The 24,279-nt window shown below is 46.4% G+C and carries 21 protein-coding genes and 1 tRNA gene; 14 read left to right on the top strand and 8 right to left on the bottom strand.

Annotated features, from left to right (window positions below; all coding sequences use genetic code 11):
* Positions 1–54: 54 nt before the first annotated feature.
* From F8C67_RS05140 to F8C67_RS05130, 3 genes are read left to right on the top strand one after another with little or no spacing between them, the layout of a single operon-like run.
* Positions 55–420 (top strand): hypothetical protein, encoded by a 366-nt coding sequence (locus tag F8C67_RS05140; RefSeq protein WP_151666736.1) that lies wholly within the window; start codon positions 55–57, stop codon positions 418–420.
* Positions 421–468: 48 nt separating this feature from the next.
* Positions 469–1,233 carry an MbnP family protein gene (locus F8C67_RS05135; protein WP_151666735.1) on the top strand — a complete coding sequence of 255 codons (765 nt, stop codon included), beginning with the start codon at positions 469–471 and terminating at the stop codon, positions 1,231–1,233.
* Positions 1,233–2,255, top strand: coding sequence for a cytochrome-c peroxidase (locus F8C67_RS05130; RefSeq protein ID WP_151666734.1), 1,023 nt, complete (start codon positions 1,233–1,235; stop codon positions 2,253–2,255). The genes F8C67_RS05135 and F8C67_RS05130 overlap by 1 nt, the downstream gene beginning before the upstream one ends.
* On the opposite strand, the gene F8C67_RS05125 is transcribed toward F8C67_RS05130, so the two are convergent.
* From F8C67_RS05125 to rsgA, 5 genes are read right to left on the bottom strand one after another with little or no spacing between them, the layout of a single operon-like run.
* Positions 2,252–5,269, bottom strand: coding sequence for a S8 family serine peptidase (locus F8C67_RS05125; RefSeq protein ID WP_151666733.1), 3,018 nt, complete (start codon positions 5,267–5,269; stop codon positions 2,252–2,254). The genes F8C67_RS05130 and F8C67_RS05125 overlap by 4 nt on opposite strands.
* Positions 5,270–5,298: 29 nt before the next feature.
* Positions 5,299–5,628 (bottom strand): nucleotide pyrophosphohydrolase, encoded by a 330-nt coding sequence (locus F8C67_RS05120; RefSeq protein ID WP_151666732.1) that lies wholly within the window; start codon positions 5,626–5,628, stop codon positions 5,299–5,301.
* Positions 5,628–6,080: a D-aminoacyl-tRNA deacylase gene (dtd, locus tag F8C67_RS05115; RefSeq protein ID WP_151666731.1), complete on the bottom strand. Its 453-nt coding sequence runs from the start codon at positions 6,078–6,080 to the stop codon at positions 5,628–5,630. Before dtd ends, F8C67_RS05120 begins: the two co-directional genes overlap by 1 nt.
* Complete coding sequence (locus F8C67_RS05110; RefSeq protein WP_170266372.1) at positions 6,080–6,958, bottom strand: 5'-nucleotidase, lipoprotein e(P4) family; 879 nt, start codon at positions 6,956–6,958, stop codon at positions 6,080–6,082. The genes dtd and F8C67_RS05110 overlap by 1 nt, the downstream gene beginning before the upstream one ends.
* Positions 6,924–7,862 (bottom strand): ribosome small subunit-dependent GTPase A, encoded by a 939-nt coding sequence (gene rsgA, locus F8C67_RS05105; RefSeq protein ID WP_151666729.1) that lies wholly within the window; start codon positions 7,860–7,862, stop codon positions 6,924–6,926. Before rsgA ends, F8C67_RS05110 begins: the two co-directional genes overlap by 35 nt.
* A 92-nt stretch (positions 7,863–7,954) precedes the next feature.
* Here rsgA and gldA point away from each other — a divergent pair, with 92 nt between their 5' ends.
* The 4 genes from gldA (at position 7,955) to F8C67_RS05085 (ending at position 11,305) form a co-directional block, all read left to right on the top strand.
* A complete protein-coding gene (gldA, locus tag F8C67_RS05100; RefSeq protein ID WP_151666728.1) occupies positions 7,955–8,857 on the top strand; it encodes a gliding motility-associated ABC transporter ATP-binding subunit GldA in 903 nt (300 codons plus the stop codon).
* Between the two features lie 88 nt (positions 8,858–8,945).
* The gene (der, locus tag F8C67_RS05095) at positions 8,946–10,256 is read left to right on the top strand and encodes a ribosome biogenesis GTPase Der (RefSeq protein WP_151666727.1); all 1,311 of its coding nucleotides are present in this window, start codon (positions 8,946–8,948) and stop codon (positions 10,254–10,256) included.
* A 6-nt stretch (positions 10,257–10,262) separates the two neighbouring features.
* Positions 10,263–11,138, top strand: coding sequence for a GTPase Era (gene era, locus F8C67_RS05090; protein ID WP_151666726.1), 876 nt, complete (start codon positions 10,263–10,265; stop codon positions 11,136–11,138).
* Between the two features lie 94 nt (positions 11,139–11,232).
* A tRNA-Met gene (locus F8C67_RS05085) sits at positions 11,233–11,305 on the top strand.
* A gap of 38 nt (positions 11,306–11,343) precedes the next feature.
* Here the strand turns inward: F8C67_RS05085 and F8C67_RS05080 are convergent.
* The 3 genes from F8C67_RS05080 to F8C67_RS05070 form a co-directional block, all read right to left on the bottom strand.
* Complete coding sequence (locus F8C67_RS05080; RefSeq protein WP_151666725.1) at positions 11,344–12,768, bottom strand: MATE family efflux transporter; 1,425 nt, start codon at positions 12,766–12,768, stop codon at positions 11,344–11,346.
* A 76-nt stretch (positions 12,769–12,844) separates the two neighbouring features.
* Entirely contained in the window at positions 12,845–13,288 is a 444-nt protein-coding gene (locus F8C67_RS05075) for a hypothetical protein (RefSeq protein WP_151666724.1), read from the bottom strand.
* A 61-nt stretch (positions 13,289–13,349) separates the two neighbouring features.
* On the bottom strand, positions 13,350–16,109 hold the full coding sequence (locus tag F8C67_RS05070; protein WP_151666723.1) for a T9SS type A sorting domain-containing protein: 2,760 nt from the start codon (positions 16,107–16,109) through the stop codon (positions 13,350–13,352).
* A 364-nt stretch (positions 16,110–16,473) separates the two neighbouring features.
* Here F8C67_RS05070 and F8C67_RS05065 point away from each other — a divergent pair, with 364 nt between their 5' ends.
* The 7 genes from F8C67_RS05065 (at position 16,474) to F8C67_RS05035 (ending at position 24,153) form a co-directional block, all read left to right on the top strand.
* On the top strand, positions 16,474–18,120 hold the full coding sequence (locus F8C67_RS05065) for a DUF4221 family protein (RefSeq protein WP_151666722.1): 1,647 nt from the start codon (positions 16,474–16,476) through the stop codon (positions 18,118–18,120).
* 146 nt (positions 18,121–18,266) lie between these two features.
* A complete protein-coding gene (locus F8C67_RS05060; protein ID WP_151666721.1) occupies positions 18,267–19,328 on the top strand; it encodes a hypothetical protein in 1,062 nt (353 codons plus the stop codon).
* Positions 19,292–20,794: a lipase family protein gene (locus F8C67_RS05055; protein WP_170266371.1), complete on the top strand. Its 1,503-nt coding sequence runs from the start codon at positions 19,292–19,294 to the stop codon at positions 20,792–20,794. The genes F8C67_RS05060 and F8C67_RS05055 overlap by 37 nt, the downstream gene beginning before the upstream one ends.
* Entirely contained in the window at positions 20,791–22,008 is a 1,218-nt protein-coding gene (locus F8C67_RS05050) for an outer membrane protein assembly factor BamB family protein (protein WP_151666719.1), read from the top strand. Before F8C67_RS05055 ends, F8C67_RS05050 begins: the two co-directional genes overlap by 4 nt.
* A 108-nt stretch (positions 22,009–22,116) precedes the next feature.
* Positions 22,117–22,569 carry a GatB/YqeY domain-containing protein gene (locus tag F8C67_RS05045; RefSeq protein ID WP_151666718.1) on the top strand — a complete coding sequence of 151 codons (453 nt, stop codon included), beginning with the start codon at positions 22,117–22,119 and terminating at the stop codon, positions 22,567–22,569.
* Positions 22,570–22,639: 70 nt separating this feature from the next.
* Positions 22,640–23,548: an alpha/beta fold hydrolase gene (locus F8C67_RS05040; RefSeq protein ID WP_151666717.1), complete on the top strand. Its 909-nt coding sequence runs from the start codon at positions 22,640–22,642 to the stop codon at positions 23,546–23,548.
* On the top strand, positions 23,545–24,153 hold the full coding sequence (locus tag F8C67_RS05035) for a hypothetical protein (RefSeq protein WP_151666716.1): 609 nt from the start codon (positions 23,545–23,547) through the stop codon (positions 24,151–24,153). Before F8C67_RS05040 ends, F8C67_RS05035 begins: the two co-directional genes overlap by 4 nt.
* The last annotated feature ends 126 nt before the right edge of the window (positions 24,154–24,279 follow it).

Below are 24,279 nucleotides of genomic sequence, written 5' to 3'. Positions count from 1 at the left end.
AATCACTAACTGCCATGTGTGGGCACTTATCTTTGTATGAACCGCTCAAAAGAGATGCGAAAACTGATTGCATACATATTGCTAGTTATTCTCATGGCCCCAAGCCTGTTGAATCTTTCGGTACTAGCCGATTATGCGGTTCGGTATGACTACTATGTGAACGTTCTTTGTGAAAACAAGGAAGAACCGAACTCGATGTGTCACGGTAAATGCCAACTCGCCATGGTAGAGCAGGCTAATACCGAAGAAGAGCCAGCCATTCCTACCTTGAGAGAAGTTGAAATTGAAGTATTCTTCTACTCAGAATCGGAACAGGGAAACACCTTTCCAGAAGAACAAACAAACCACCGTTCATCAAACATTGAAAACGGGCTTTTAGACGCATACCTCCTTCCTGACCTCAAGCCGCCGCGTGTTTAGTGATTCAACCCAATGATTCACATTTTTTTATCGCTAAACACTTTTACAATGAAACGTTTTATCCTTTCAATTGGAGTAGTTGCGGCTGCTCTATCCTTTTCTTCTTGTTCAACTGAAGAAGAACCAACTCCATCGCCTTCTGGCACAGGAACACTTTCCCTGAACTTCGACTATGTGTGGGCCATGAGCTCTATGCCATTCGAAATGGAGACTGTGCTCTATCACCCGATGACTGGTGATTCACTAACCTATACGACCTTCAAGCATTACGTGAGTAACGTCAAACTTATCGCTGACGACAATTCGACTTACGACGTTCCAGAGTCCTACCACCTCATCGACTTGATGGATGAGAGTTCGACCTCCATTACCATCAACAACATTCCAGCAGACACATACAAAGGGATTATGATAACCTTTGGTGTGGACAGTGCGCGCAATGTGAGTGGTTCACAAACTGGAGCCTTAGATCCTGCAAATGAGATGTTTTGGAGCTGGAACAATGGCTACATCATGCTCAAGGCGGAAGGCACATCCCCTCAATCTGGAACGGGCAATTTCGTGTATCACCTTGGTGGATTTGCTGGTCAAATTAACACAGTAAGCGAAAGATCTTTCGATTTTCCGAATGGCAGCATGATCACCATTGACAACAATGATCAGTTAAATGTGACCATGCAAGCAAACCCTGCGAGACTATTTCACACATATGGAAGCGTGTCCAACGGGGCGATGGTCCATATGCCTGGTCCTGCCGCGGTAATGATGACCGCAGATTTTAACAGTTGGGTTCGTCTAACGGACGCTCAATAATGAATCGGCTACTCGACAGCATTAAGCTCCTCGCATTAGCGGGGGGCTTTCACTTCTTCAGCTCATGTTCCTATGAGCCGGAGGAGCCAGCGTTTGGATTCTATCCATCTCGCAATTTTCCGCCTGTGGAGTATTCTAGCCCTCGGAATCCGATTACCAGAGAAGGGTTTGAACTTGGAAGAGATCTGTTCTACGAGAATGGACTTTCGCTCGACAGCTCTATAAACTGTTCTAGTTGTCACGCTCAAACGCACGCCTTTGCTGATCACAACGTACCATTGAGTGCGGGTGTTGGGGGAAAACTTGGAAAGAGAAATTCACCCGCATTGATCAACCTTGCCTGGATGCCTCAGTTTATGGCTGACGGTGGAATCGTTCACCTTGATGTTATGCCTTTAGCGCCAATAACAGATACGCTTGAGATGGCGCTTCCTATGCAGATGGCCATCGATCGATTGAAGTGTGACTCCGAATACCGTTCAAAGTTTGAAAAGGCATTTGGGACCGATACAATTACCTCCCAGCGCATATTCTTCGCCATGAGTCAATTCATGCTTCTGATGGTTTCGGACGATTCTCGGTTTGACAAATATTTGGAAGGCGAGGCTCTGCTCAGCGATAGCGAACGGCGAGGATACTCGCTCTTCAATACACACTGCGCTAACTGTCACACCGAGCCCCTGTTCACAGACTATTCTTATGAACGAAATGGTATAGATTCCGAATTCGACGATTTAGGAAGAGGAAGGATAACGCTTGATCCAGCAGACGACGGGAAATTCAAGGTGCCTACGTTGAGGAATGTAGAATTGACTTATCCCTACATGCATGATGGAAGGTTCTTCACTCTCGAAGAAGTGCTCGATCACTACAGCGATGAAGTGGAACCAAATATGTCACATCGCCTTCCCCAACCACTAAATCTCACTTCAGCCGAGAAGGAAGACATCATCCAATTCCTCAAAACACTTACGGATTATAGTTTCATCTCAGACCCAAAGCTCGCCGAACCGAGACGCTAGAGAACAACGAACTTAACCACATGGCCTTCATTGCTCCGCAGAACATACGTTCCTGGCGCAAGGTCAATTGATTTCCAATCTGCCCCCATCCATTTAAGCGAATCGACCTCAGCTCCATTCATATCGTAGATTGAAACATCTACAGCCGCGTCCTCAGTCCAAAATATGGCATCTTCGAAGTAGATAAACCGGCCATCTGGCGCATTCTCCTCGAGAGCAATGCGTGAGCTATTCCAATGCAGGAAAATCTTTCCACCGTTTTGCCACACTGAAAGTGGCACTCCATCAAGAGGAAAAACTGCCGTATCGACTTCCCAGTAAAACGTTTTGGTTTCGGCGTTTTCAATGTCCACAATCACACTGTCTAGCCCACTGGAGCCAGGGGCAACATTTAGCGCTATTACACCACTATCCGACGGTACTCTAGCAATCGCACAAGGCTCATTTAACTCTCCCCAAAACAGCTCGGCACGAGAAGGATCGCCTCCATCGCGAAGCGGGATATCCTCCCAAATATCAAACTCCAACTTGGCACCTCTTTCGAGAAGTAGCACGACATCCTCTACCCGGCCGTCGCTCATGTACCACGAAACTCTGAGCTGTGGGGTTATGCTCTTTGTCAGCTCCTGATCAATCGACACACTGACCGCCGCTGAATCCATGAGCAACGTACCGGCGGACCCTGATGGACAATACACCCAGAAACCCTGACCTGAAGGAATGTACCTTCTGCCACCAAGCGTGAAATTTGTGCCATCTGAAGTTGCGAAATCAGATTCGGCTTGATTCCAAATGTAGAATGAGCCAGTAGTTTGAGAAACATCCAAGCCTTGCCAATCTATAGAGGCCAAGTAAGGATGGCCTATAAAGTTCCACCCTTTGTGGTCATCGGAAGAACTCACATCATCATCCACTTCTAAACTCAGCGTGATATGACGTTCAACGGGCCGTCCCCTCGTGGTTTTCGTAAACGGAAGTATGGTGAATTGAGAATGAGAATTTGACCCCATGTAAAGCGAAACTGCTCCGATCTTATTCATCGAATCAGACTGACTCAAGGCGTTCCATTGAACGTTGGAGGCGTCCCACGAATAAACGGAAGGAGTGGTTGTACCAGACCAGCGAACATGGCTAAGCTCCTCGGCCCATTCACCTACTGTGGTTTTCAACGGAGATGATAAACTTCGCCAATCGGCACTGCCCGAGATGTAGGATTGACGACAAATCAGTCCTGTTATTGGACCTGCAATTTGAGCTGTTCCTGTCGAGTTTGATTTTAAGAGCGCCTCACCCGAAATCGTTACCGAATTTGCCTCATTGATTTGTAGGTCTGTTGCCGGTTCCATTTCTAAAAATGAAATTGTGACATCGTCTGATATCCTCGCAACATTTGACACATCCGTAATCCGCACAAAAACATCAGAACCCCATGATGAAGGTGCAGTATTCCAACTCCCAGCTGAAAAGGTGATTCCACCAGCATCGCTTATCAAAAGTGAAAATTCCTGCGTCTTACTCAAGCTCCCGTCATGCGAGAGTCGGATAGTATACCAACCCGCCGATATTGATGCGGAGGGATAATCAATGCGTTCCACATTATCTACATTATTATCGCCACGCCAAGCACTGTTTCCGGGATTTGCCGCGCTTAGCTTCCACGGTTGTGCTAGCATGGATGGCCCACTCTCTTGCCAAAATTCAATGTCGAGATCATGCACAAGTATGGCCACGCTATCATCTAAATCACTCGAATTGAAATCCAATGCGGGCGATGTTCCTACGGGATCGGTCCAAACAAGCGTAGCCCTAAAATCAGAACTGCCATCAAGATAAAATCGAAACGTCTTTGTTGCCCCATTTTCAAGTTCACCCTCAATCATCCGTTGGTTTCCATCGGCATTAAGCACATGATTGGCGGCAGATACGGCATTGGGGATGCCCCAACCCATGGTTGGCAAGGGCGAACCATCGCTTGTCCCTGCATCCGCCGTATGTATTAAGAGTGCCTTTGCTGTAGACGATTTCATCCATCTGCCATTCTCGGATCTGTAGAGCTCTTGCATCAGCGCAGCCAAACCCGATACAACGGGTGTTGCATAGGAGGTATACGCCGTGCCAGCGGTCAATTGACCGGGAGCGACTAGGTCTGGCTTTACACGAGCATCATCGGTGGGGCCATATGCAGAAGAGCTGTTCAAAAAACTGATATCTGAAATTAAACTGAACCCACCTGAGATGTTGTTTACAGCTCCAATGCACAGCGCATTTTTTGGAGTTGCATCTCTTGAAAGACCGTCGTACCCATCCGCACCACCGTCTTGCTCAGGCACAGGTGACGACCTGGATACGATGTTGTAGCTCGAACTTGAATAGACGGTGAAAGGCGTCCCACCATTGGATTGTCCGCGCTCATTAGCAACGGCCTTCACGGCCAAATGGTAGGGATAAACCTCCATGATGGAATCCAGCATCCGCGATTCGTTGCCGTAGTAACCGAACTTGTAGTCTTCGGTTTCCGACATATCGATCACTCCCGACCAAAACGTATCGTTTACCCAGCCGTTACCTTCAGCATAACTATGGTTGGAAATGAGCAGGTTATACTCTTCAATTGCGCTTCCGATCTCCGCTCCCAAGGTTGTGTGTGGATAGTCGTACGTATATGCGAAAACTTGAGCACTTGGAGCCACGCCTTGTTCACTAGGCACGGCATTTCCCTGAGATGCGAGAATCTTGGCCACGGTGGTAGCGTGACTGCTGGTTCCGGTGCCTTGTTGGGCACTGACAGCCGACAAATCCGAGAGTGAAGTATCAGGCAGATATGCACTGCCAAGCGCCGCTTCCCACATGCCAATGCGCACACCACTACCTTTCAGGTCAACTCCCACAGATCCTCCAGAACGCAACTGGTTCACCTGAACGGTTTCCAGCTGGCTGGTCGTCTGCTTTTGCTGTCCAAAAAGAAAGGGGCTGCAAAGCCCCCAAAGTAGTAGTAGGTTGTAGCGCAATTGCATTACGCTAAAAGTAAAAAATCACAAGCGTATTACTTCAACTTCTGATTGTTTTGATGCCTGTCATGATCCCGCTCTGTCTTGATTTTCATCTTCTTATCAAAGGCTGATTGCAAGTCGGTATCCGTTTGATTCGCAAGACAAAGCAGAACGAAGAGCACATCAGACAACTCCTCGCCCAAATCCTTGGCCTTGTCGCTTTCCTTTTCGCTTTGTTCACCGTATCGGCGGGCAATAATTCGCGCGACCTCACCCACCTCTTCTGTGAGTTGAGCCATGTTTGTAAGCTCGTTGAAATAGCGAACTCCGTGCTTCGCAATCCATTCGTCTACCGTTGCTTGGAGGGATTCTAGAGGTAACATCACTCTTTATTTTTACTGTCCATTAGAATTGTAACTGGACCGTCGTTTATCAATTTTACTCGCATATCTGCTCCGAAACTACCCGACTTCACGGGGCGGTCTGAAACATGCCAGAGTTTATCGAGGAAATACTCGTAAAGCGATTGGGCATGGTCTGGCTTTGCCGACTTGATGTAGCTAGGCCGGTTGCCCTTCTTATAGCTTGCGAACAGCGTGAATTGGCTCACTACTAAGAAGTCACCTTGGACATCTTGAATGGATCGATTCATCACGCCTTCATCATCTGGAAAAATGCGAAGCTTCGTGAGCTTTTGGCAAAGCCAATCGGCATCTTCCTCGGTGTCTTCGTGCTCTACCCCCAAGAGAACTAGCATGCCTGTGCCAATTTGAGAATGAACGCTCCCATTCACTTCAACAAAGGCCTCAGTAGTTCTTTGAAGGAAAGCCCGCATTACTCGCCCATGGTTTCAAGGATGCGGTCAACTGCTCCGCGCTTAGCTTCCATTTCTGCAGTAGGCTCATCGCGAACGTAGAAACGCGTCCACTCACCGTACATCGGATTAGGGAATAGAATGAAATTGCGCTGTAGGTCGGCCTCCATTTGTTGGACGTAATCCTTTCCGAAATCGCGATCTCTAGCTGAAAAATCCTCCTTATAATCTCGAAGATTATCCCCGCAATAGAGCAAGATTTGATATGCCCCAGCCACACGCATTCGGCGATCTGTTTTGTCTGATTCCGGACCGTCCATTAGGAGAATATGGTCCTCATCGGTAAAAGGAAATCCTTCTTTGGCCAAGTTGTTAAGTGTGGATTTCAGAAACTCATTTGAACGGTTCGAAATGTAAAAGACTTCGATTCCCCTAGATTCACAAAAGAGTGTAAAACCAAGCGCTCCTGGAAGTGCTTTTGCTTGTTCTGCCCTCACCCACTCGGTCCATGAGCCGTTCGAGAATGTCGCTCCATCCTTTAACAGTTGCACTTGGTATGGACTGTTATCGAGAACGGTCTCGTCGATATCCAAAACTACCGCATAGGGATGTCCTGGTTCAGCACTTTCCAAGTTTTCCTCAAGCTTCATTTGAGCTAAGGCATAGGTCTGTCGGTAAATGTAATTAGCCTCGGCTGAGGTGTTGAACCAAAGAACAGCATCCATCGACTGGTTGGCGAGAACCTGGGTAGGGCTGAGCTCAACTGAATTCGTAGGCATATCGCCAGAACTTTGTGTTCCAGCTTCGCCTCCGCAGGCGATCAATACCGATGAGGCCAAAATAATTGATGCGAATCTCAAGTGCTTAAGCATAGTTGTCTTGTCTGTATGGATTATCATCTTCATTTCCAGTTACCATCCAAAAGTAACTCTGATATCTTGTAGGAGCCAGTTTATTGTCGTCCAATGCGGCTTTAACTGCGCATCCGGGCTCCTCAAGGTGCAAACAATTGTGAAATTTACAATCGCTTTTCAACTCAAATATTTCTGGGAAGTAATCCCCTATCTCTTCACGTTCCATGTCTATCAACCCAAATCCGCGAATTCCCGGTGTATCGATGATTGCCCCGCCTTCCGAAAGCTGAAACATCTCTGCAAAGGTTGTAGTATGCTGACCTTGACCATGGGCGTCTGAAATGCGTTGGGTTCTCAAGTCCAAATCTGGTTCAACTGCATTGATGAGGGTGCTCTTTCCCACACCGGAATGTCCCGCTACTAGGGAAGTTTTCCCTTTGATAAGGTCGTGAAACGCATCCAAGTTCACCCCTTCGGTAGCACTTGTTTCGATGTACTGATAGCCCGCTCTTCCGTAGGCCGCCTTCATGTATTCTAGCTCCGCAAGCTCTTCCTCTCCGTATATGTCCATTTTATTGAACACCATGATTGCCGGAACGTCGTATGCTTCGCAGGTAGCGAGAAATCGATCTATGAAGCCGTAAAGTGTTTTGGGTTGAGCGACTGTGGTGACTAGGATTGCCTGATCCAGATTAGCGGCCAGGATGTGTGTCTTTTTGGAGAGATTCACTGACTTACGAACGATGTAATTCTTTCGGTCGTGAATTTTGGTGATCACACCGCGCTCCTCTTCTGGGTCGAAATCGACCACATCGCCAACGGCTACGGGGTTTGTGCTTCGAATGCCCTGAATTCTAAACTTGCCCTTAATGCGACAGTCGATGGTAGTTCCATCCTCCATTCGGACAACATACCAACTTCCAGTGCTTCGAATTACCGTTCCCGTCATGCCAACAAAGGTAGAAGATTAGACGTTAGCCTACTATCCATAAATCGTGCTGCATTCGCATGAATATCTATCTTTGAGCAAAACTCAAACACATGTCAATACACGTTTCGAACGTAACCAAACTATATGGCGAGCAAAAGGCGCTCAACGAAGTGAGTTTTAAGGTGAATTCTGGTGAGGTCATCGGATTTCTCGGTCCAAACGGCGCCGGCAAATCTACCATGATGAAGATTATCACTGGATACATCCCTCAGAGCTCAGGCACGGTAGAAGTTTGTGGTATTGATGTGCGCGAGGACTCCCTAGCCGTTCGCAAAAAGGTAGGATACCTGCCTGAGCACAATCCGCTTTACACCGACATGTACGTTCGCGAATACCTCGCTTTCGTGGCTGGCGTTCATGGTGCTTCGAAATCGAAGGTGGACGAGATGATTGAAAAGACGGGGCTCACGCCTGAATCGCACAAGCGAATTGGGGAGCTCTCCAAGGGATATCGCCAGCGTGTGGGCTTGGCTCAAGCTATGATTCACGACCCAGAGGTTTTGATTCTCGATGAACCTACGACCGGACTGGACCCAAACCAATTGGTGGATATTCGGAAGCTCATCCGCGAAATCGGGAAAGAAAAAACGGTGATGCTTAGCACGCACATTATGCAGGAAGTTGAGGCCGTGTGTGACCGTGTCATCATCATCAACAAAGGTGAAATTGCGACCGATAAGAAAACCACTGAGATGCAAGGTTCGGAAGGAACCGTGATTCTCAATGTAGAGTTTGACGAACCGGTAAGCGCGAGCGCCTTGAAAAAAATCGCTGGCGTGAAACGCGTTCAGCACGTAGAGGGCGGACATTATTTGATTGAAGCCTCAGAAGCGCGAGACGTTCGATCTGACGTGTTTAAGTTTGCGGTAGACCATGGTCGTTTCATTCTTCAATCACACCAAGAGAAAGCGAAATTGGAGGACATTTTCCGTTCGATTACCGGGCAGAAATAGCCTATTCTTCTAAACACTTCTAACTCTTGTAATTACCCCTCACACTTGAGATGGGTATTCGTACCTTTGCGCCCAAGATTCTAGAAGCATGCCGAATATCGTAGCCATTGTTGGCCGTCCCAATGTTGGGAAATCTACACTTTTCAATCGCCTTGTACAGAAACGAGATGCGATTACGGATAGCGTTGCAGGGGTAACCCGCGACCGTCACTATGGTCGTGTAGACTGGACTGGTCGTGAGTTTTCCATCATCGACACTGGCGGTTATGTGGAAGGATCGGACGACGTTTTTGAAGGAGAGATTCGCAAGCAGGTTAACCTGGCTATTGAAGAATGCAACCTCATTTTGTTTGTGGTTGATGTGGAAATGGGGTTGACAGAATTCGACAAGGAGATTGCTGATTTGCTTCGCAAGACGAAGAAACCGGTGGTGCTGATTGCGAATAAAGTGGACAACCCTGCACGATTGGCTGAGGCCGCGGACTTCTACCAGATTGGTATGGGCGAGCCATTCCCAATTAGTTCGATCAACGGATCTGGAACAGGAGAACTTCTCGATGAAGTTGTCAAGCAGTTGCCGAAGGAACAAGACTCGGAGGACGAAGAAGAAGGTCTTCCTAAGTTGGCGATTGTGGGTCGTCCGAATGTTGGGAAATCGAGCCTGGTGAACGCCATGTTCCAAGAAGAGCGAAACATCGTAACGGATGTGGCTGGAACAACCAGAGATACTGTAAACACACGCTTCACCAAGTTCGGAATGGACTTCGTGTTGCTAGACACGGCAGGATTGAGAAAGAAAACGAAGGTGCATGAAGACCTCGAATTCTACTCAGTTATGCGTTCGGTTAGAACCATTGAACACGCTGATGTTTGCCTCTTGGTGATCGATGCTACGCTTGGAATAGAGGCGCAAGATTTGGCCATATTCAACTTGATTCAGAAGAACAGAAAAGGTGTAGTAGTATTGGTGAACAAGTGGGACCTTCTCGACAAGGAAACCAACACCATGCGCGACTTTGAGGCCTTGGTTAGAAAGCGTCTCGCTCCATTTGTTGACATCCCGATTTTCTTCACCTCGGCACTTACACGTCAGCGTGTATTGAAGGCTGTAGAAGAGGCCATGATTGTTCATGAGCGACGTATTACGAAGATTTCTACCAGCAAACTGAATGATAAATTGTTACCGATTTTGAAAGACAACCCGCCGCCAATGACGAAGGGGAAGGAAATCAAAATCAAGTTTATTACGCAGTTGCCGACACACGCGCCATCGTTTGCATTTTACGCGAACTTGCCGCAGTATATCAAGGAGCCGTACAAGCGCTACATTGAGAATCAGATGCGAAAGATTTTCGATTTGAGTGGAGTTCCTATTCAGCTATTCATGAGAAAGAAGTAGAAGAATATGGCACACAAATCTGGATTTGTAAACATCATTGGCAACCCAAACGTGGGGAAGTCAACCACCATGAATGCCATGTTGGGAGAGCGTTTGTCGATTATTTCGCCAAAGGCCCAAACAACGCGTCACCGCATTATGGGAATCCTCAATGAGGAGGACTATCAGATCGTATTCTCGGACACTCCGGGTGTGATTAAGCCGGCATATGCCTTGCAGGAATCGATGATGCAGTTTGTGTCATCGGCCTTTGAGGATGCCGATATATTCATCTATTTGATTGAGATAGGTGAGCGAGCTTTGAAGGATGAGAACTTTTACGCGAAGCTCAAGAAGACCAACACTCCGCTGCTGATTTGTTTGAACAAAATCGACAAGGTAGATCAGGATAAGTTGGAGACTGAAGTAGCGTATTGGAAGGCAGAATTCCCGGAAGCTGAAATCATTCCGTTGAGTGCATTGAACGGCTTCAATACAGACTACTTGTTAGAGCGAATTGTAGCGCTCTTGCCGGAATCGCCTCCATACTTTGGCAAGGATCAGTTGACGGATAGAACGGAGCGATTTGTGGCCAGTGAGATTATTCGCGAGAAGATCTTGATGAACTACAAGAAGGAGGTTCCGTATTCGGTAGAAGTAAATATTGAGGAGTTCAAGGAAGAGGATGACATTATTCGCATTCGTGCGGTTATTTTGGTGGCTCGCGACTCGCAGAAGGGCATTATCATTGGGCACAAGGGAGCTCAGTTGAAGAAGGTAGGCACGGAGTCGAGACTAGAGATGGAGAAATTCTTCCAGAAGAAGATTTTCTTGGAGCAATATGTGAAGGTGAATAAGGACTGGCGGGATGACCAGCGTAAGTTGAAACAATTCGGCTACTAATTCACCTCATTATTTTGCCAGTTTAAAATCTCGTCTTACATTTGCCGTCCCAATCACGAAGACAGTCCCGCACAAGCGGGAGTCAAACATACATCGCGGGGTGGAGCAGTTGGTAGCTCGTCGGGCTCATAACCCGAAGGTCGTAGGTTCGAGTCCTGCCCCCGCTACTAGGAAAAGCCTGAGTTTCGACTCGGGCTTTTTTTGTTTACACCTTCGCCGTCTTCCACTTCCCTCTTGTAAACAACCACAGCGTAAAGATTCCTACTGAGGCTTCGGAAAAGAAGACCGCCCAGAAGACACCTGACTCTGCCCAATCGAGTTCAATAGCCAAGATGTAGGCTAGAGGAATCTGAATCATCCAAAAGAAAACAAGGTTGATCTTGGTTGGGGTTCGAGTATCGCCCGAACCATTAAACGCCTGTACAGAAACCATCCACCAGCCGTAGATGAAGTAGCCATATGCGAGAATTCGTAGCCATTCTCCGCCTATTTCAATCACCCGCGGCTCATCGGTGAAGATGGCTATCAAATCGTAGTTGAAGAAGTAGTAAATCAGCGAGACTGTAATCAGGAATATCATGTTGTACACCCCTACTTTCCAAACGGCAGATTCCGCGCGATCAGGTCTGTCGGCACCGAGGTTTTGCCCCACAAGTGTTGCCGCAGCATTCGACATTCCCCATGCAGGCATCAGGGTGAAGAGCATCACTCGAAGCCCAATTGTAGCCCCAGCAACGGCCTCGCTGCCAACGTCAGCTAAAATGCGCATCACAAAGATCCAAGAGGTCATGGCAATGAGCATCTGACCAATACCTCCAAGTGAAGTTTTGAGGATGTTGAGCATCATTTCACCATGCCACTTAATGTCGTTTAGGAGCACGCGAATATGTTTTCCGCCTTTGGCCAAAATATAGATTTGAACGGCCACAGCTATGCTTCGACCAATGGTAGTTGCAATTGCAGCACCTTCAATACCCATGGCAGGAATCGGTCCCCATCCGAAAATGAGAAGCGGATCGAGAATCATGTTGAGTCCGTTTGCGGTAATGAGCACCCACATGGCAATTGATGCATCGCCTGCGCCGCGGAAAACGGCATTAATAACGAACAGTAGGATAATAATTCCGTTTGCGCCCAACATCCACTGAGTATAGTGGAAACCGGTCGTCTGACTCCATTCATCGCCCCCCATAAGATCGAGCAGCTCTGGGGCGAAAAAGATACCAGCAATGGCAAAGGGTACGGAAATCAATATGGAAAGAAGGATGGCTTGCACGGCCGATTTACCCGCGTCTTCCACTTTCTTTTCTCCGATACGGCGCGCAATGATTGCGGTTACTGCCATGGCCAAACCCATCGCCAAAGAGTAAAGCAAGAAGAGGTATGTTTCGGTGAGTCCTACTGTAGCGACGGCCGAAGAACCCAATTGACCTACGAAATAGATGTCTACGACGGCAAACGTCGATTCCATGACTAGTTCAAGAATCATGGGAACGGCCAAGAGAAAGATGGCCTTCTTCAGGTCGAGGGTGGTATAATCGGCGTCGGTTCCGCGAATGGCATCGCCAAGTGCGCGAAGAAGCGATTTTTTCGCGACCGGCAATTCGGTGCTTTGGTTGGTTTGTTCCATCGGGGGTAGTTTGTGAAGGTAAGATACGACGGAAGAAACTTTGAAGCCTTACGAGCTTCGGGGTTGTGCCGGATCGCTATAAGGTTACAATTAACCCAAAATGATTCATCCCTCCAGATTCAAAAGGTGAAAACTCATTCGGAAAAACAAGACCATACCCGTAGGTAATAAAAAAGGGGCGAAGGTTTAAAGCAACATTTCCTTTAGCATACAATTCATTTGCACCAGCTGGACCATCGTTGTCCCAAATTGATGTTCCCGCCCCTAATCCTAGCATCAAATTAAAACCGTCGGTAATGCGATATACGTTGAAATAAGTATCAACTCCGAGAATCGTTTGGTTCTCTCCTAAGCCAAAGTCCATTTGAACGATACTGCCGTCAAGATACACTCCGATTCCCACGTGAGGTGCGTCATAAAAATCATCGTACCCGGCGGACATGGCAAAGCTTAGGGTTTGAGAATACGTGGCGAAGGAAACCATGCAGAAGGTCAACACGACCCATAACCGTGAAATCATAGTCAGTAGGTTTGCTGATGAAGATAGCGAATATGTCGATTATCAATACCTGCCGCTCTCCTTACTGAAGTATCACCTTTTCGACAACAATGTTTCCAGAGTCATTCTGCAGTGCCACGAAATAAATACCCTTTGGAAGATTGCCAAGCGAAATGGTCGACCGTTCGATTTGTTCTGATATCAACACCTTCCCAGAAATGCTGAGAACCTTGTACTCCTCGAATTTCTCTGACGAAGAGATTGTCAGTTCACCGTTGGTAGGATTTGGGTATAGAAAGGCGTTAGGGCGATTGTATTCAGGAACGTTTATCCCTGTAATTTCAAAGCAACTACTCGTATCTCTACACCCTCCTTTATTCACAATCAAGGAATAGAATCCATTTGCTGAAGGTCTGAATGAAATGTTATCCTCACCCGCAACCACCTTGGCGCTGTCGCATGAATACCATTGGTAGAATGTATGGTTTGAATCAAGAGCGAATAGTTTAGTGCCATTATAGCCGATTCGAGCGTCGAGGGAATCTGTGCAATAAACGGATCTCCAAAGAAAATTCAAGTTGGAATGAGGATATTCAAAATGCCTCTCTTCGAACATGTCATCGTCGCCATCATTGTCGACATCGAAAATCCCAAATCGAAAATACAAGACATCTGTGTTGTTAGCCGGGTCTGATATAAACGTGGTGAAAGTTAAATTACCGGTACCATCATTCATGTAGCCATTAACTCCGGACCAATCTTCATGAGATAGAACGACTTCCATCGCGCCATCACCATTAAAATCTGCCAGCTTTTGAAATTGTCCTTTTGTTGAGAAAGGCACGGTATCCAAAGTAAAGACTCCGAGGCTGTCATTGTAGAAAATATGCAAGGTCTCATCTGGCGTCCCTCCGAGAGGCTCAACTGCCGCTACTATATCCACATCGCCATCGCCATCCATATCTCCTGTTGCCAGGGGGTTTACACGAAAATTTGAATAATCTGGCTGAACAACTTCTGTCAGCGTTCCAAAGCTGTCAACCTCAAAGATCTGATACACCCCTTGTGAATAAGGTGGTCTCCCAATGAAACCCTCTTTTCCGTCATTGTTGAAGTCATCCACGAGAATGCTCCAGTTTGATGTTGACGAAGCAACTGAAATGCTTTGATGTTGCGAAAGACTTCCTGCGGTATTCTTGATTACGTTCACATTCCATCCTCCACCGGTGGATAGGAAATCCTGAACTCCATCACCATCTACATCGATAAAGTAATAGTCATTGCCTGTAAAAGATGCCAAGCTTGACATCATGCCTTGAGCTTCAGCGAAACCACCGTTGCCCGTATTCTTGTAGAGGCGTATACTTATCTTTCTTGACATCAAATCGATATCACCATCGCCGTCTAAATCTCCCGCGAAGTGTAAACCATGATCATCTTGTACCCATGGAGTGCTCGTATTACTTCGTGTGAAATTACCAGTGCCATCATTAAAATAAAGCCATTGCCCGAATCCCTCAGGTTCTATGGCCCCAACTATTGCATCATTGAATCCATCGCCATTAAAATCTGCCGAGCAAAAAGTCGTCCCGGCAGAAACGGTGAATGGACTGTTACAGTTATAACGTAAGTCCAGATTCCCAACTCGTTCGATGGTTGAGAACTGTCCGGTATTCTGAAAACTCATATCAAACTGGACATAATCTGGATCGCCATCGGAATCCACATCGAACTCAAAAGTCCTCCCATTCGTGATGATATGGGGTTGATCGATTTCTGTGAACAACCCTCCACCTCGATTATTAAAGATTTTCGCATGGGTAGTGTATCCAGTTCCCTGTCCGATTAGCAGGAAATCTGGGCGTCCATTGCCGAGAAAATCTTGTTGGAAAAGTGATGGATTCCTTACGGCATCGAACGGACTTGATGACCGTACGGTAAAACTGCCGCTCGAATCGGTGAGGTAAATTTTTACAGACTTGTTGTTCCCTGAAGGGATAAACACGATCAAATCACGAAGTGAATCACCGTTGAAATCATAAATAAAACTATGCGAAAGAAGTCCGGGCACGAACGGGGCTGATGAGGTTGAAGTCCATTGCCCATTGGATGAAACATCATACCGAAGAGCGGCTTCAGGTCCTGAGCTGTATGGGCTTGTAGTGCCGATCATATACACTTCGAGCGCTCCATCTTGATTTAAGTCTTCGATTACAATATCGCAGTATCGTGCGCCGGGGTATGAGTAATCTGGACTTACAGAAAATCCGTTACCAACATTGAGGTGTACATGCGCTTCGACGATATTCAGCGAATCGACGATCCCGCTTTGAACCATGTCTATAAGCCCATCTCCATTCAGATCTTCGAATGCGAATGAGCTTCTGGAAACGCCTGTTTTAAAGTTACTTCGTCTAGTAAAGTTCCCTGAGCCATCATTAATGAACTGATAGAGACGAGTATCCGAATTGACAACCAAGTCCACATCAGAATCGCCATCAATATCTGCGGAATATGCCTGCACATCGACCCAGGAATAATGTCTAATCATACTGATGCCATTACTGGAATCAACTTGATACTTTCCACCTCCCATATTTACGTGTAGGAATGATAATGTATCCCGATTATAGTTGGCGGCGCGATTTACTACGAGCACATCCTTCAACCCATCTGACGTAAAATCGTCTACAACGAAATCACTGCCTTCGGGGATGAAAACATCCAGTTCGATGGGGTTCTGTGGTGCCGGGGCGTGAATTCTTTCGAACGTTAATTGTTGAGCGAGAGCCAGAGTGGAAATCGCGCAAAAGCAAGCAAGAAAAACGAAGCGTTTATTCATGAGAGAGCAATCTAGATGAAGCTGGTTGCAAAGTTTCGACTAAGATAAGTTGTTATTATGTAACGGTCTAGCCAGAAAACACACTGCCCTAAGTTGGAATTACGGAGGAGGTGAAACACGATCTTGAAAAATATGTGCAACACGACCAACTGGTCATATATGCGACCAAAAAATGTCGTTGAACGGAGATTGGCTTGGTAATTTGCCTTTATCAAAATTCATGAACCTATTGCTCATTGAGATGCTTGATGAGCCAGAATAGAAGGAAATGAAGGCTTCATGCCTAAAGAATAACAGAGTTAACAGCCCTTCTTACCTGTATGAGGGGCTGTCCTAGTATAATCCCTATCGTCTAATCTCCCCTATGAAGACCCTACTAAATTTCGTAGTTGCAATCTGTGCTCTATCATCTTTTGGTGGTTGCTCCGCAAGTGGCTCCAATAATAAACACCAAGGGCCACGCGCGACTATCAACTTCAGACTTGAAAAGACTATTGAAATAGATCTTCCTTTTGAGTATGAGGCAGGTTTTAACTTGACTTCTCAAGCATACTCACGAAATGACACAGATTTTGTGTTGCTAGGAGACATGATGGAGGCAAGGTTAATTGAGATTGACTTAAACCACGGGAAGTTCGTGAGGTCAATTCCATTGCCAAGGATTGCGCGTGGACGCTATCCTGTGTTCACTTTTCACTATGTTAACGAGGATACGATTGTGATACTTCCAGATATCAGCAATGAGCATGGATTATATCATGATTCACTGTTATTCTCTATAAACATTCAGGGAATTGAGAATGGTAGTTTCAATCTAAATGACAGCCCATTTATTATGAGTTGGATGGATCGTGATTCATCAAAGGCGACTTTTTTTCATCACTTCAGCCCTATGAAAATGCAGGGGAACACCCTGTTTGTCAACCCACTACCTCTGAAATCAGGAATGACACAGGGGGACATTGAAAAACACGATGTGCCTGAACTTGGCTACTTCAACCTAAATGGTATGAAGGATCTTTACTTCCAACGAATTCAATATCACCCCAATGAAAGAGTAGATACTCAGTTCTATGCCCATGAACAAGAGCGTTTGAACATTTGTCTGCGAGACCCAAATACGATTATGGTATCTCACGCAAACCTACCAGAATTACACCTCATTAATAAAAATACAGGTCAATTCAGTTCGTCCAACGAGACGGGGAGATTCATTCCTGACCCAACCCCATTGAAGAATTCTGTTGTGCAACCTTCATACAACCCAAATAGTACTGTTTTTCGGAACCTGATTTTTGATAGCCAGACAGATTTCAGTTATCGCTTCGCGACTTACCCTTCTGATGAGAATCTTAAGCCAGGCGACCTTTCGGCATTTAGGGCAGACTTTGTTTGGGTCGGAGCTTATGACGATGAATTAAAGCTCATCGCACAAGCCCTCAAACCGAGCTGGTTCAAACTCCATCCTGAACCAATTCTTGTGAATGGGAAATGTATTACCATTGAACAAGATGGGGATCGGTCGAAGTTCAAAATTCAAATTACCTCACTTGACACGGTTAACTTGGCTCAATCAGAGTACTTACTACTGAAAGATAGTCCGACTTCAATGACCCCCGTTGTTTCTGAAGAGGATGTCCATTTGCTCTTTAGAGAACTATCTATTCCTTCTAATTGTGTCGTGCTCACGATTTCTGCACCCTCCTGTCCATATTGTTTAGACTACGCGACCGAATATTTCCTGGCTAACCTGAATCGCATGGAAAGACAAAATGTATTCTTGGTGGCATCCGATGAAAGTGCAAGCCCTCAATTAAGGACGGTGGAGTCGCCAAACATTCTAATTGTTGATAACGGTAGACTAGAGGACATTCTGGAATTGAACATTACAAACCCAGCCTTAATGATTTGGGATGGAAATAAGGTGACGAACACCACTGTTCTCCCTCCTGATCAGGTTACACAGATTGATCAATTACTATCAGAATTTCAATCCTCACTAAGAGAATAAGATCACTGAACTCAGAATCACATTTCTTTCCACACACGACCAACTGGTCATATATACGACCAAAAAATGTCGTTGAACGGTGATTGGCTTGGTAATTTGCCCCCAGTTAGCACCCACTAACTATCACCAACCAAACCAATCAAACCATGATAACAACACATTCATGGCATAGCATTCTATGCGCAACCATGCCGTTCACAAGCTTGACCGGTCAAGACTTGCCAGAAGTTTCCATCTCCGACAGCGTACAGGTGATGTTCTCTTATGATGTACACGAGCTCGCCTATTCTGAATTGGACCCGTACAAGTCCCTTGATTCGGTCGATTTCTTGGATCGTCAGTTCATCACGCCCAGACACAGTCTGTATCGGATTGAAGAAGGAGTTGACGAAAACTTCAACAGCTTCCAATGCATCATCAACAACAAACAGCCGGAACTTGAACCATGGTTTAGAACCAACCGGTCGTGTATTATTGGCCCGAGAAGGACCATCCTTTTCGACGATAATGGTGAGATCCACAGTTCTTTCGAACATTCCGAAGATGAGATAAGCATGCAAGCAGAAATCTCTGAGCAACACCGCAACTCGGGCTACGCTCCTTTTCACCGGTCTTTCCAAGAGGTAGTGGACGATTGGTTGAGTATCGCGCACGAAAATAAAAGTCCGGTCACCGAAACAGATACAGGATGGTTTGTGCAAGAGGCTGATGGCTATATCGTTCTAGATTATTCAGACATGAGTGTGACACACTCTTCCTCACACCACAACAGATCGTATGTGGTTGTCACACTTTATACCGACTTCCAACCCTATGGAATTGTTGTGGAATCTGAAACAACGCGGATTCGGAATCTCGACAACCCCGGTGCACTGACATTCGTAACGCGCAAGGCCTACGCAAACCATACGGTCAATGACCCCAACAACATGATTCTCACCAAGGAGTCATCTGACTGTGCCATAGTATACCCTGTACCTGTAGACGACCTTCTTGAGGTTGAAATTAGTTCTGAGTTAAAGATGGTAGAGCGGATTTCAGTGCGTACCAGGTTCGGCGATTTAATAGACCAAGTTGAACACCCGGAGGTAGTGAATGGACATATTCAGTTGGATGCAAGCAGCTACCCACCAGGTGTTCTTCTTCTGCAGTTGGAGTCAAAGTTTGGACAATGCTTCGTACGGTTCTCAAAAAAGGAGAAGCCATGAAGTTTCTATCCCTATTCTTCATCTGTTTCAGCCTGACAGGCTTAGGGCAGACTACGCTGAACAATGATTCAATTGGGCTTGGCGCGCACAGCGGAGGTCCAAGTGGTCCGCTTCATGCTCCATCGAGCAACACGACGACCAACACTAAGCTCATCTATTGGATTCACGGGTTAGCCGGAAATGCACAATCATGGAACAGAGTGCAAACTTCTACGGAAGATCAGACGGGGAACCCTGTGAATGGCTATCCGACAAGGAAAACGGAAGGTCTCTGTGTGGATTATTCGGGACATGAGAACCTTCGGATTTTCGCTCTTGGTGGCTATGTAAACAATAACTTGATTGAAACCTGGCGCGTCGCGGTGCCTAGACGAGATACCCTTCCTGTTCATAGCAACTTTGTCATCGCTCATAGTCAGGGTGGTATTGTTGCTCGCGCCATGCGCTATCAAAACCTGTACAACCATGGATTATACCCCGTACAATTTGGAGCGCTTGCTTCATTCAATAGTCCGCATGGTGGCGCAGAAATTATCGTCCAGACACACCCTTCGAGTGGTGAGGTTCAAAGGTGGATTAACCGCGGCTGCGAGGCGTTCACAGCAGCTGAAGTACAGCAATTGGTTGAGTCTAAATGGTGGGTGGATTTCTTGATTTCCCCAGGTGTCGTTAGAAACTTCTCGTCGAAGGTGTGTGACGGACTGGACGGACTCATCCTCCCTATACTCGTCGACGCCATTCGAAAACCCGTGGCTACGGATTATGCAGTAGGCGCTCCGAATCTTGAAATCCTAAATCAAGCCGCTGTAATTGACACCATAAAAAAGGTGGCGATTGCGGGAATTGAGGAAGACCCGGTACTCTGGCGGATGCTCCATTCCATGACATTTACAAAGGACACCTCCTTGAGCGGACACATCCTTTTCAACGATCCGTTTGGGTTGGACAATGACGACGAACTTCCGCGGACCATTACAAACCTCGTTTCGTTGTATCGCTTTAAAGAGAGGTTTTGGAACACGAGGTCGAAGGGAATCTACCGATACATCTATTGGAACGCACGAGAGAAAGAGACCATCTACAGAGAAGCTCGTCAATGGCTCGAAGGATCTAACATCTGGTGGAAACGCTTCATTGGCGCTAGGGAAGACTCCGCTTACGTGGATGGATATTGGTGTATCTGTCTAGACTCTCCACAACCATTCCATGTGAATACTATCAATGACTGCCGAGGCAACTCCATTCTGCCATGTAACGCCATACCCAACTACAAATGGCATACAACCGAAGTTCCGAGTGATGGGGTTGTAACCCTATCCTCTCAACATGATTACCCAGGTGCGACAAGGTTGACGATGCAGAACACCAATCACATGCAGGCTCGCAACTCCAAAGAAACGATGAGAATACTCAACAACCTCTTCGATGGAAAGCATGGCCACAAATTCAAACTCAAAAGAAAATGAAGAAGCTGGTATTGATTCTTTTTTGCGTTAGCCAGATTATCGCATGTGACCGTCCGGAAGTAGCTACACCCGAGCCAAACAATGAACTAGAAATCCTGTGGTCGACCCGAATCGTCCCAGATGGCCCAGGATTCAACTCTCTGAGCATGAGCCCGGTTTTATTCGAAGATCATCTCATTGTCAATTCCGAATACAACTTTAGGGGATTGACTGCTCCGGTGATTTGGCTTGATACGGCCACGGGAGAAATTGACACCATGTGGTCGGATTACGTGTACCATTGGGACTACTACACGGAGGAGGATCGGGCCGTCATAGGAGACTATCTATTCCTAGGAGGACTATTTGCAGTCGATTGCATTGACATGCGCGATGCCTCTACCCAATGGGGAAGCATGTTTGACGATGGATATGCGGTTTTATACACGCATGACGGCTACCTGTATCGAACCATGAACTATACAAACCCCAACGGCAAGTACTGTGCTGTCATCCTCAGAACTCCAGCAGCAAGTGCAGATTGGGATACCGTTTACACGTATTGCTCTACCACGCGTCTACATCCGTCATTCGTCGCATTTGACTTCGGTGAGCTCTCCTCAGGGGATGAGGTTCTTGTCGCCAAAAGAAGAAGCGAGTATTTATCGAGCAACGCTAATGGTGAGACGACCATCTTCGCTTACAACTTGACGGCTGACTCGCTACAATGGGAAAGTGAAAGGCTTGAAACATTCTGCGGATTTGTCCCGCTTCAAGTACACGGACCTCAAGTTTACGGAATGATCGACTCCAACTTTGTGGCTTTGAGTATGGAAGACGGAAGTGTAAAGTGGAAGACTCCATTACCAGATTGGATGGGCTTTCCTTCAGATCTAAGACACGGAGATTTCCATGTAAGCTCTGGTAAAATAGTCCTCAAAGGGACTTCACCTTACTTCGCTTGTTTGGATGCCGAGGATGGGACGCTGCTTTGGACTACAGAAGACGGCTATTATCACAACCTGAACAGTCGGTTTGTAGTTTACCAAAACCGGATTTACTGCTCTAACGCCGGTCTCGCAATTGTCGATTTGGAAACAGGCCAAAGAATCGTGGACAAAGAAGTATGTGACAAGCTTGGGTACATTCAGGGAGACATAGTTCTTGACCCCGAACGAGGGGTCATGTACATGCAAAATGGGAAGGATGCACTTTGTGTTAGAATTCCCAAGTAGGTAAGTTTTGTGTTAAACCAGCATGTACTTTTAGTCTGGTGATTGTGGAGATTTAGGCAATCGACACATCACCAGACTTTTCACAGAATTAGCTCGTATCTTTGCAACATGACACTAGAAGAAAGAATCACAGCCGACATGAAAACGGCCATGAAGGCTAAAGACCGTGAGAAATTGGAGGCACTTCGCTCCATTCGCGCAGCCATTCTCAACGCAAAAACCGAAGTTGGTTCAGGCGGAGAGTTTGATGACAACCAAGGCATGAAACTTCTTCAAAAGTTGAAGAAACAACGCGATGATGCCGCCGCAATCTACCGTGAGCAAAATCGTGCTGACCTTGCCGAAACTGAAGAAAGTCAATCTGTAATTATTGGCGAATATCTTCCAGAGATGATGTCAGCCGAAGAACTTTCGGCCGCAGTTGCCAAGATCATTGCCGACTCTGGTGCCCAAGGGATGGGTGACATGGGAAAGGTGATGGGAGCAGCCTCAAGCCAACTCGCTGGCAAAGCAGAAGGAAAGGAAATTGCGAACGAAGTTAGAAAGCAACTTCAATCGTAACCTTATAGAATTTCAGTGTGAAAAGGTCGACGTTCGTCGGCCTTTTTTCGTTTCTCACTACCTTGGTAATATGAGAATCGCACTCCTTTCACTCGCCTTCATTTTCCAGTTCACTGTCTCCGCGCAGTCTTTCACCTCACAGATGGTTGAGCACGACGGTTTCAAACATCATATCAGAATCGCTGGCGAAGGCAGTCCTATCCTACTGATCAACGGCGGACCAGGAATGAATTGCAACGGTTTTGATCACATCGGTTCCATCCTTGCGAAAAACCACACCGTCATTCTATACGATCAGCGCGGAACTGGATTATCCGTATCAGAAGATCTCGATTCAAGCGACCTCACCATGGAGGCCATGGTTGAAGACATCGAAGCCATACGTAAACATCTCGGTTACGAGAAGTGGATTTTGATGGGACAATCTTTCGGTGGGGTCTTGAGCTATCACTACGCAGTTAAGTATCCAGAGCGAATTACCGCTATGATTCAATCTAGCTCTGGCGGAATGGACCTAGAGGTGCGAGATAAAATTCTTGTAAATGAACGTCTGACCTCAGACCAGCGGGATTCCCTCACCTGGTTTCGAGAGCGAATGACCAGCAATGACGATCGTTACGCTGAAAAATATCGCATGTACCTAGGTTGTGCCTACGTGTACAATGACGAATTCGCTCCAATAATAGGTGAAAGACTTGCGGAAGCCAACTTAGATGTCAATCGACTTATTTGGGCCGATCTTGAGAGAATCGAATTCGATGTCAAGGAAGAAATGCTAACATTCCAACAGCCTGTATTAATCATACAAGGGGAATATGACATGATTGACATATCCATTGCAGAGCTACAACACGAAATCCTACCCGATTCAAGATTAGTCATAGTTCCAGAATCTGGACACTACGGATGGTTGGATAATCCAGATGTATACTTGAGCAGCATCGATCAATTTCTTGATGAACTAGAAGAACAGCAATGAAAGTCTCTTTTACAGTTTCCCTGTTTTTCGTCGCACTCGCAATCTACGGCCAAAGAACGTCATCTGAAGTTATAGACAAATCGGCAACAGTCGCGAGTGTAGCCACGCTCAATGATTCCTTCAATGGTTCATTCGCTCCAAATCGCGATAACTACCTCTCTTTTGGTTTTGACTTTAAACTGTGGCATAAAGACCTCTTCAACCTCCACATCTCAGATATCGGCTACACCAACAGAAGTCGGTCTGACACAACCATGGCCGGCAGAATGGATGAGATTAGACTTCTTGCACAGTTCAAGGTCGTCGAGTACAAGGGTATCAATGTTTATCCGACAGCCGGACTAGTGCTGAGCGGAAACCTCGGGGGTAGATACATTCAAAATTCAATACATGAAAATGTTGGCGAACCTATTGTCACGGTTGAATACGACTATGAGGATACTCGCGCCAACACATTAGTAGGTCTCTACCTAAACAACAGATTGAACCTCATCGAAAGCGGCATCAATGTCCATCTAAAGAATGAATTGTGGTACTATGAAGTGATCAACTATTCCAATCACCTTCACATAGGCACCAACGTGGAAACAATACCGAATTCCTGACCATCACGAATCACTTGTATTTGGGACTAAACATTGTGATTGACACGTGATGGAGAGGTTTGTGCACTGTGAGATGTTGATATGGCGGTGAGCAGCTGAAGCACGAAGCGCAAGTAAACGTTTGTA

The sequence above is a fragment of the Phaeocystidibacter luteus genome, from assembly GCF_008933115.1.
Lineage (GTDB): Bacteria > Bacteroidota > Bacteroidia > Flavobacteriales > Schleiferiaceae > Phaeocystidibacter > Phaeocystidibacter luteus.
The sequence above is the reverse complement of the archived record's forward strand: the minus strand, read 5'-3'. Positions and strand labels throughout refer to the sequence as shown.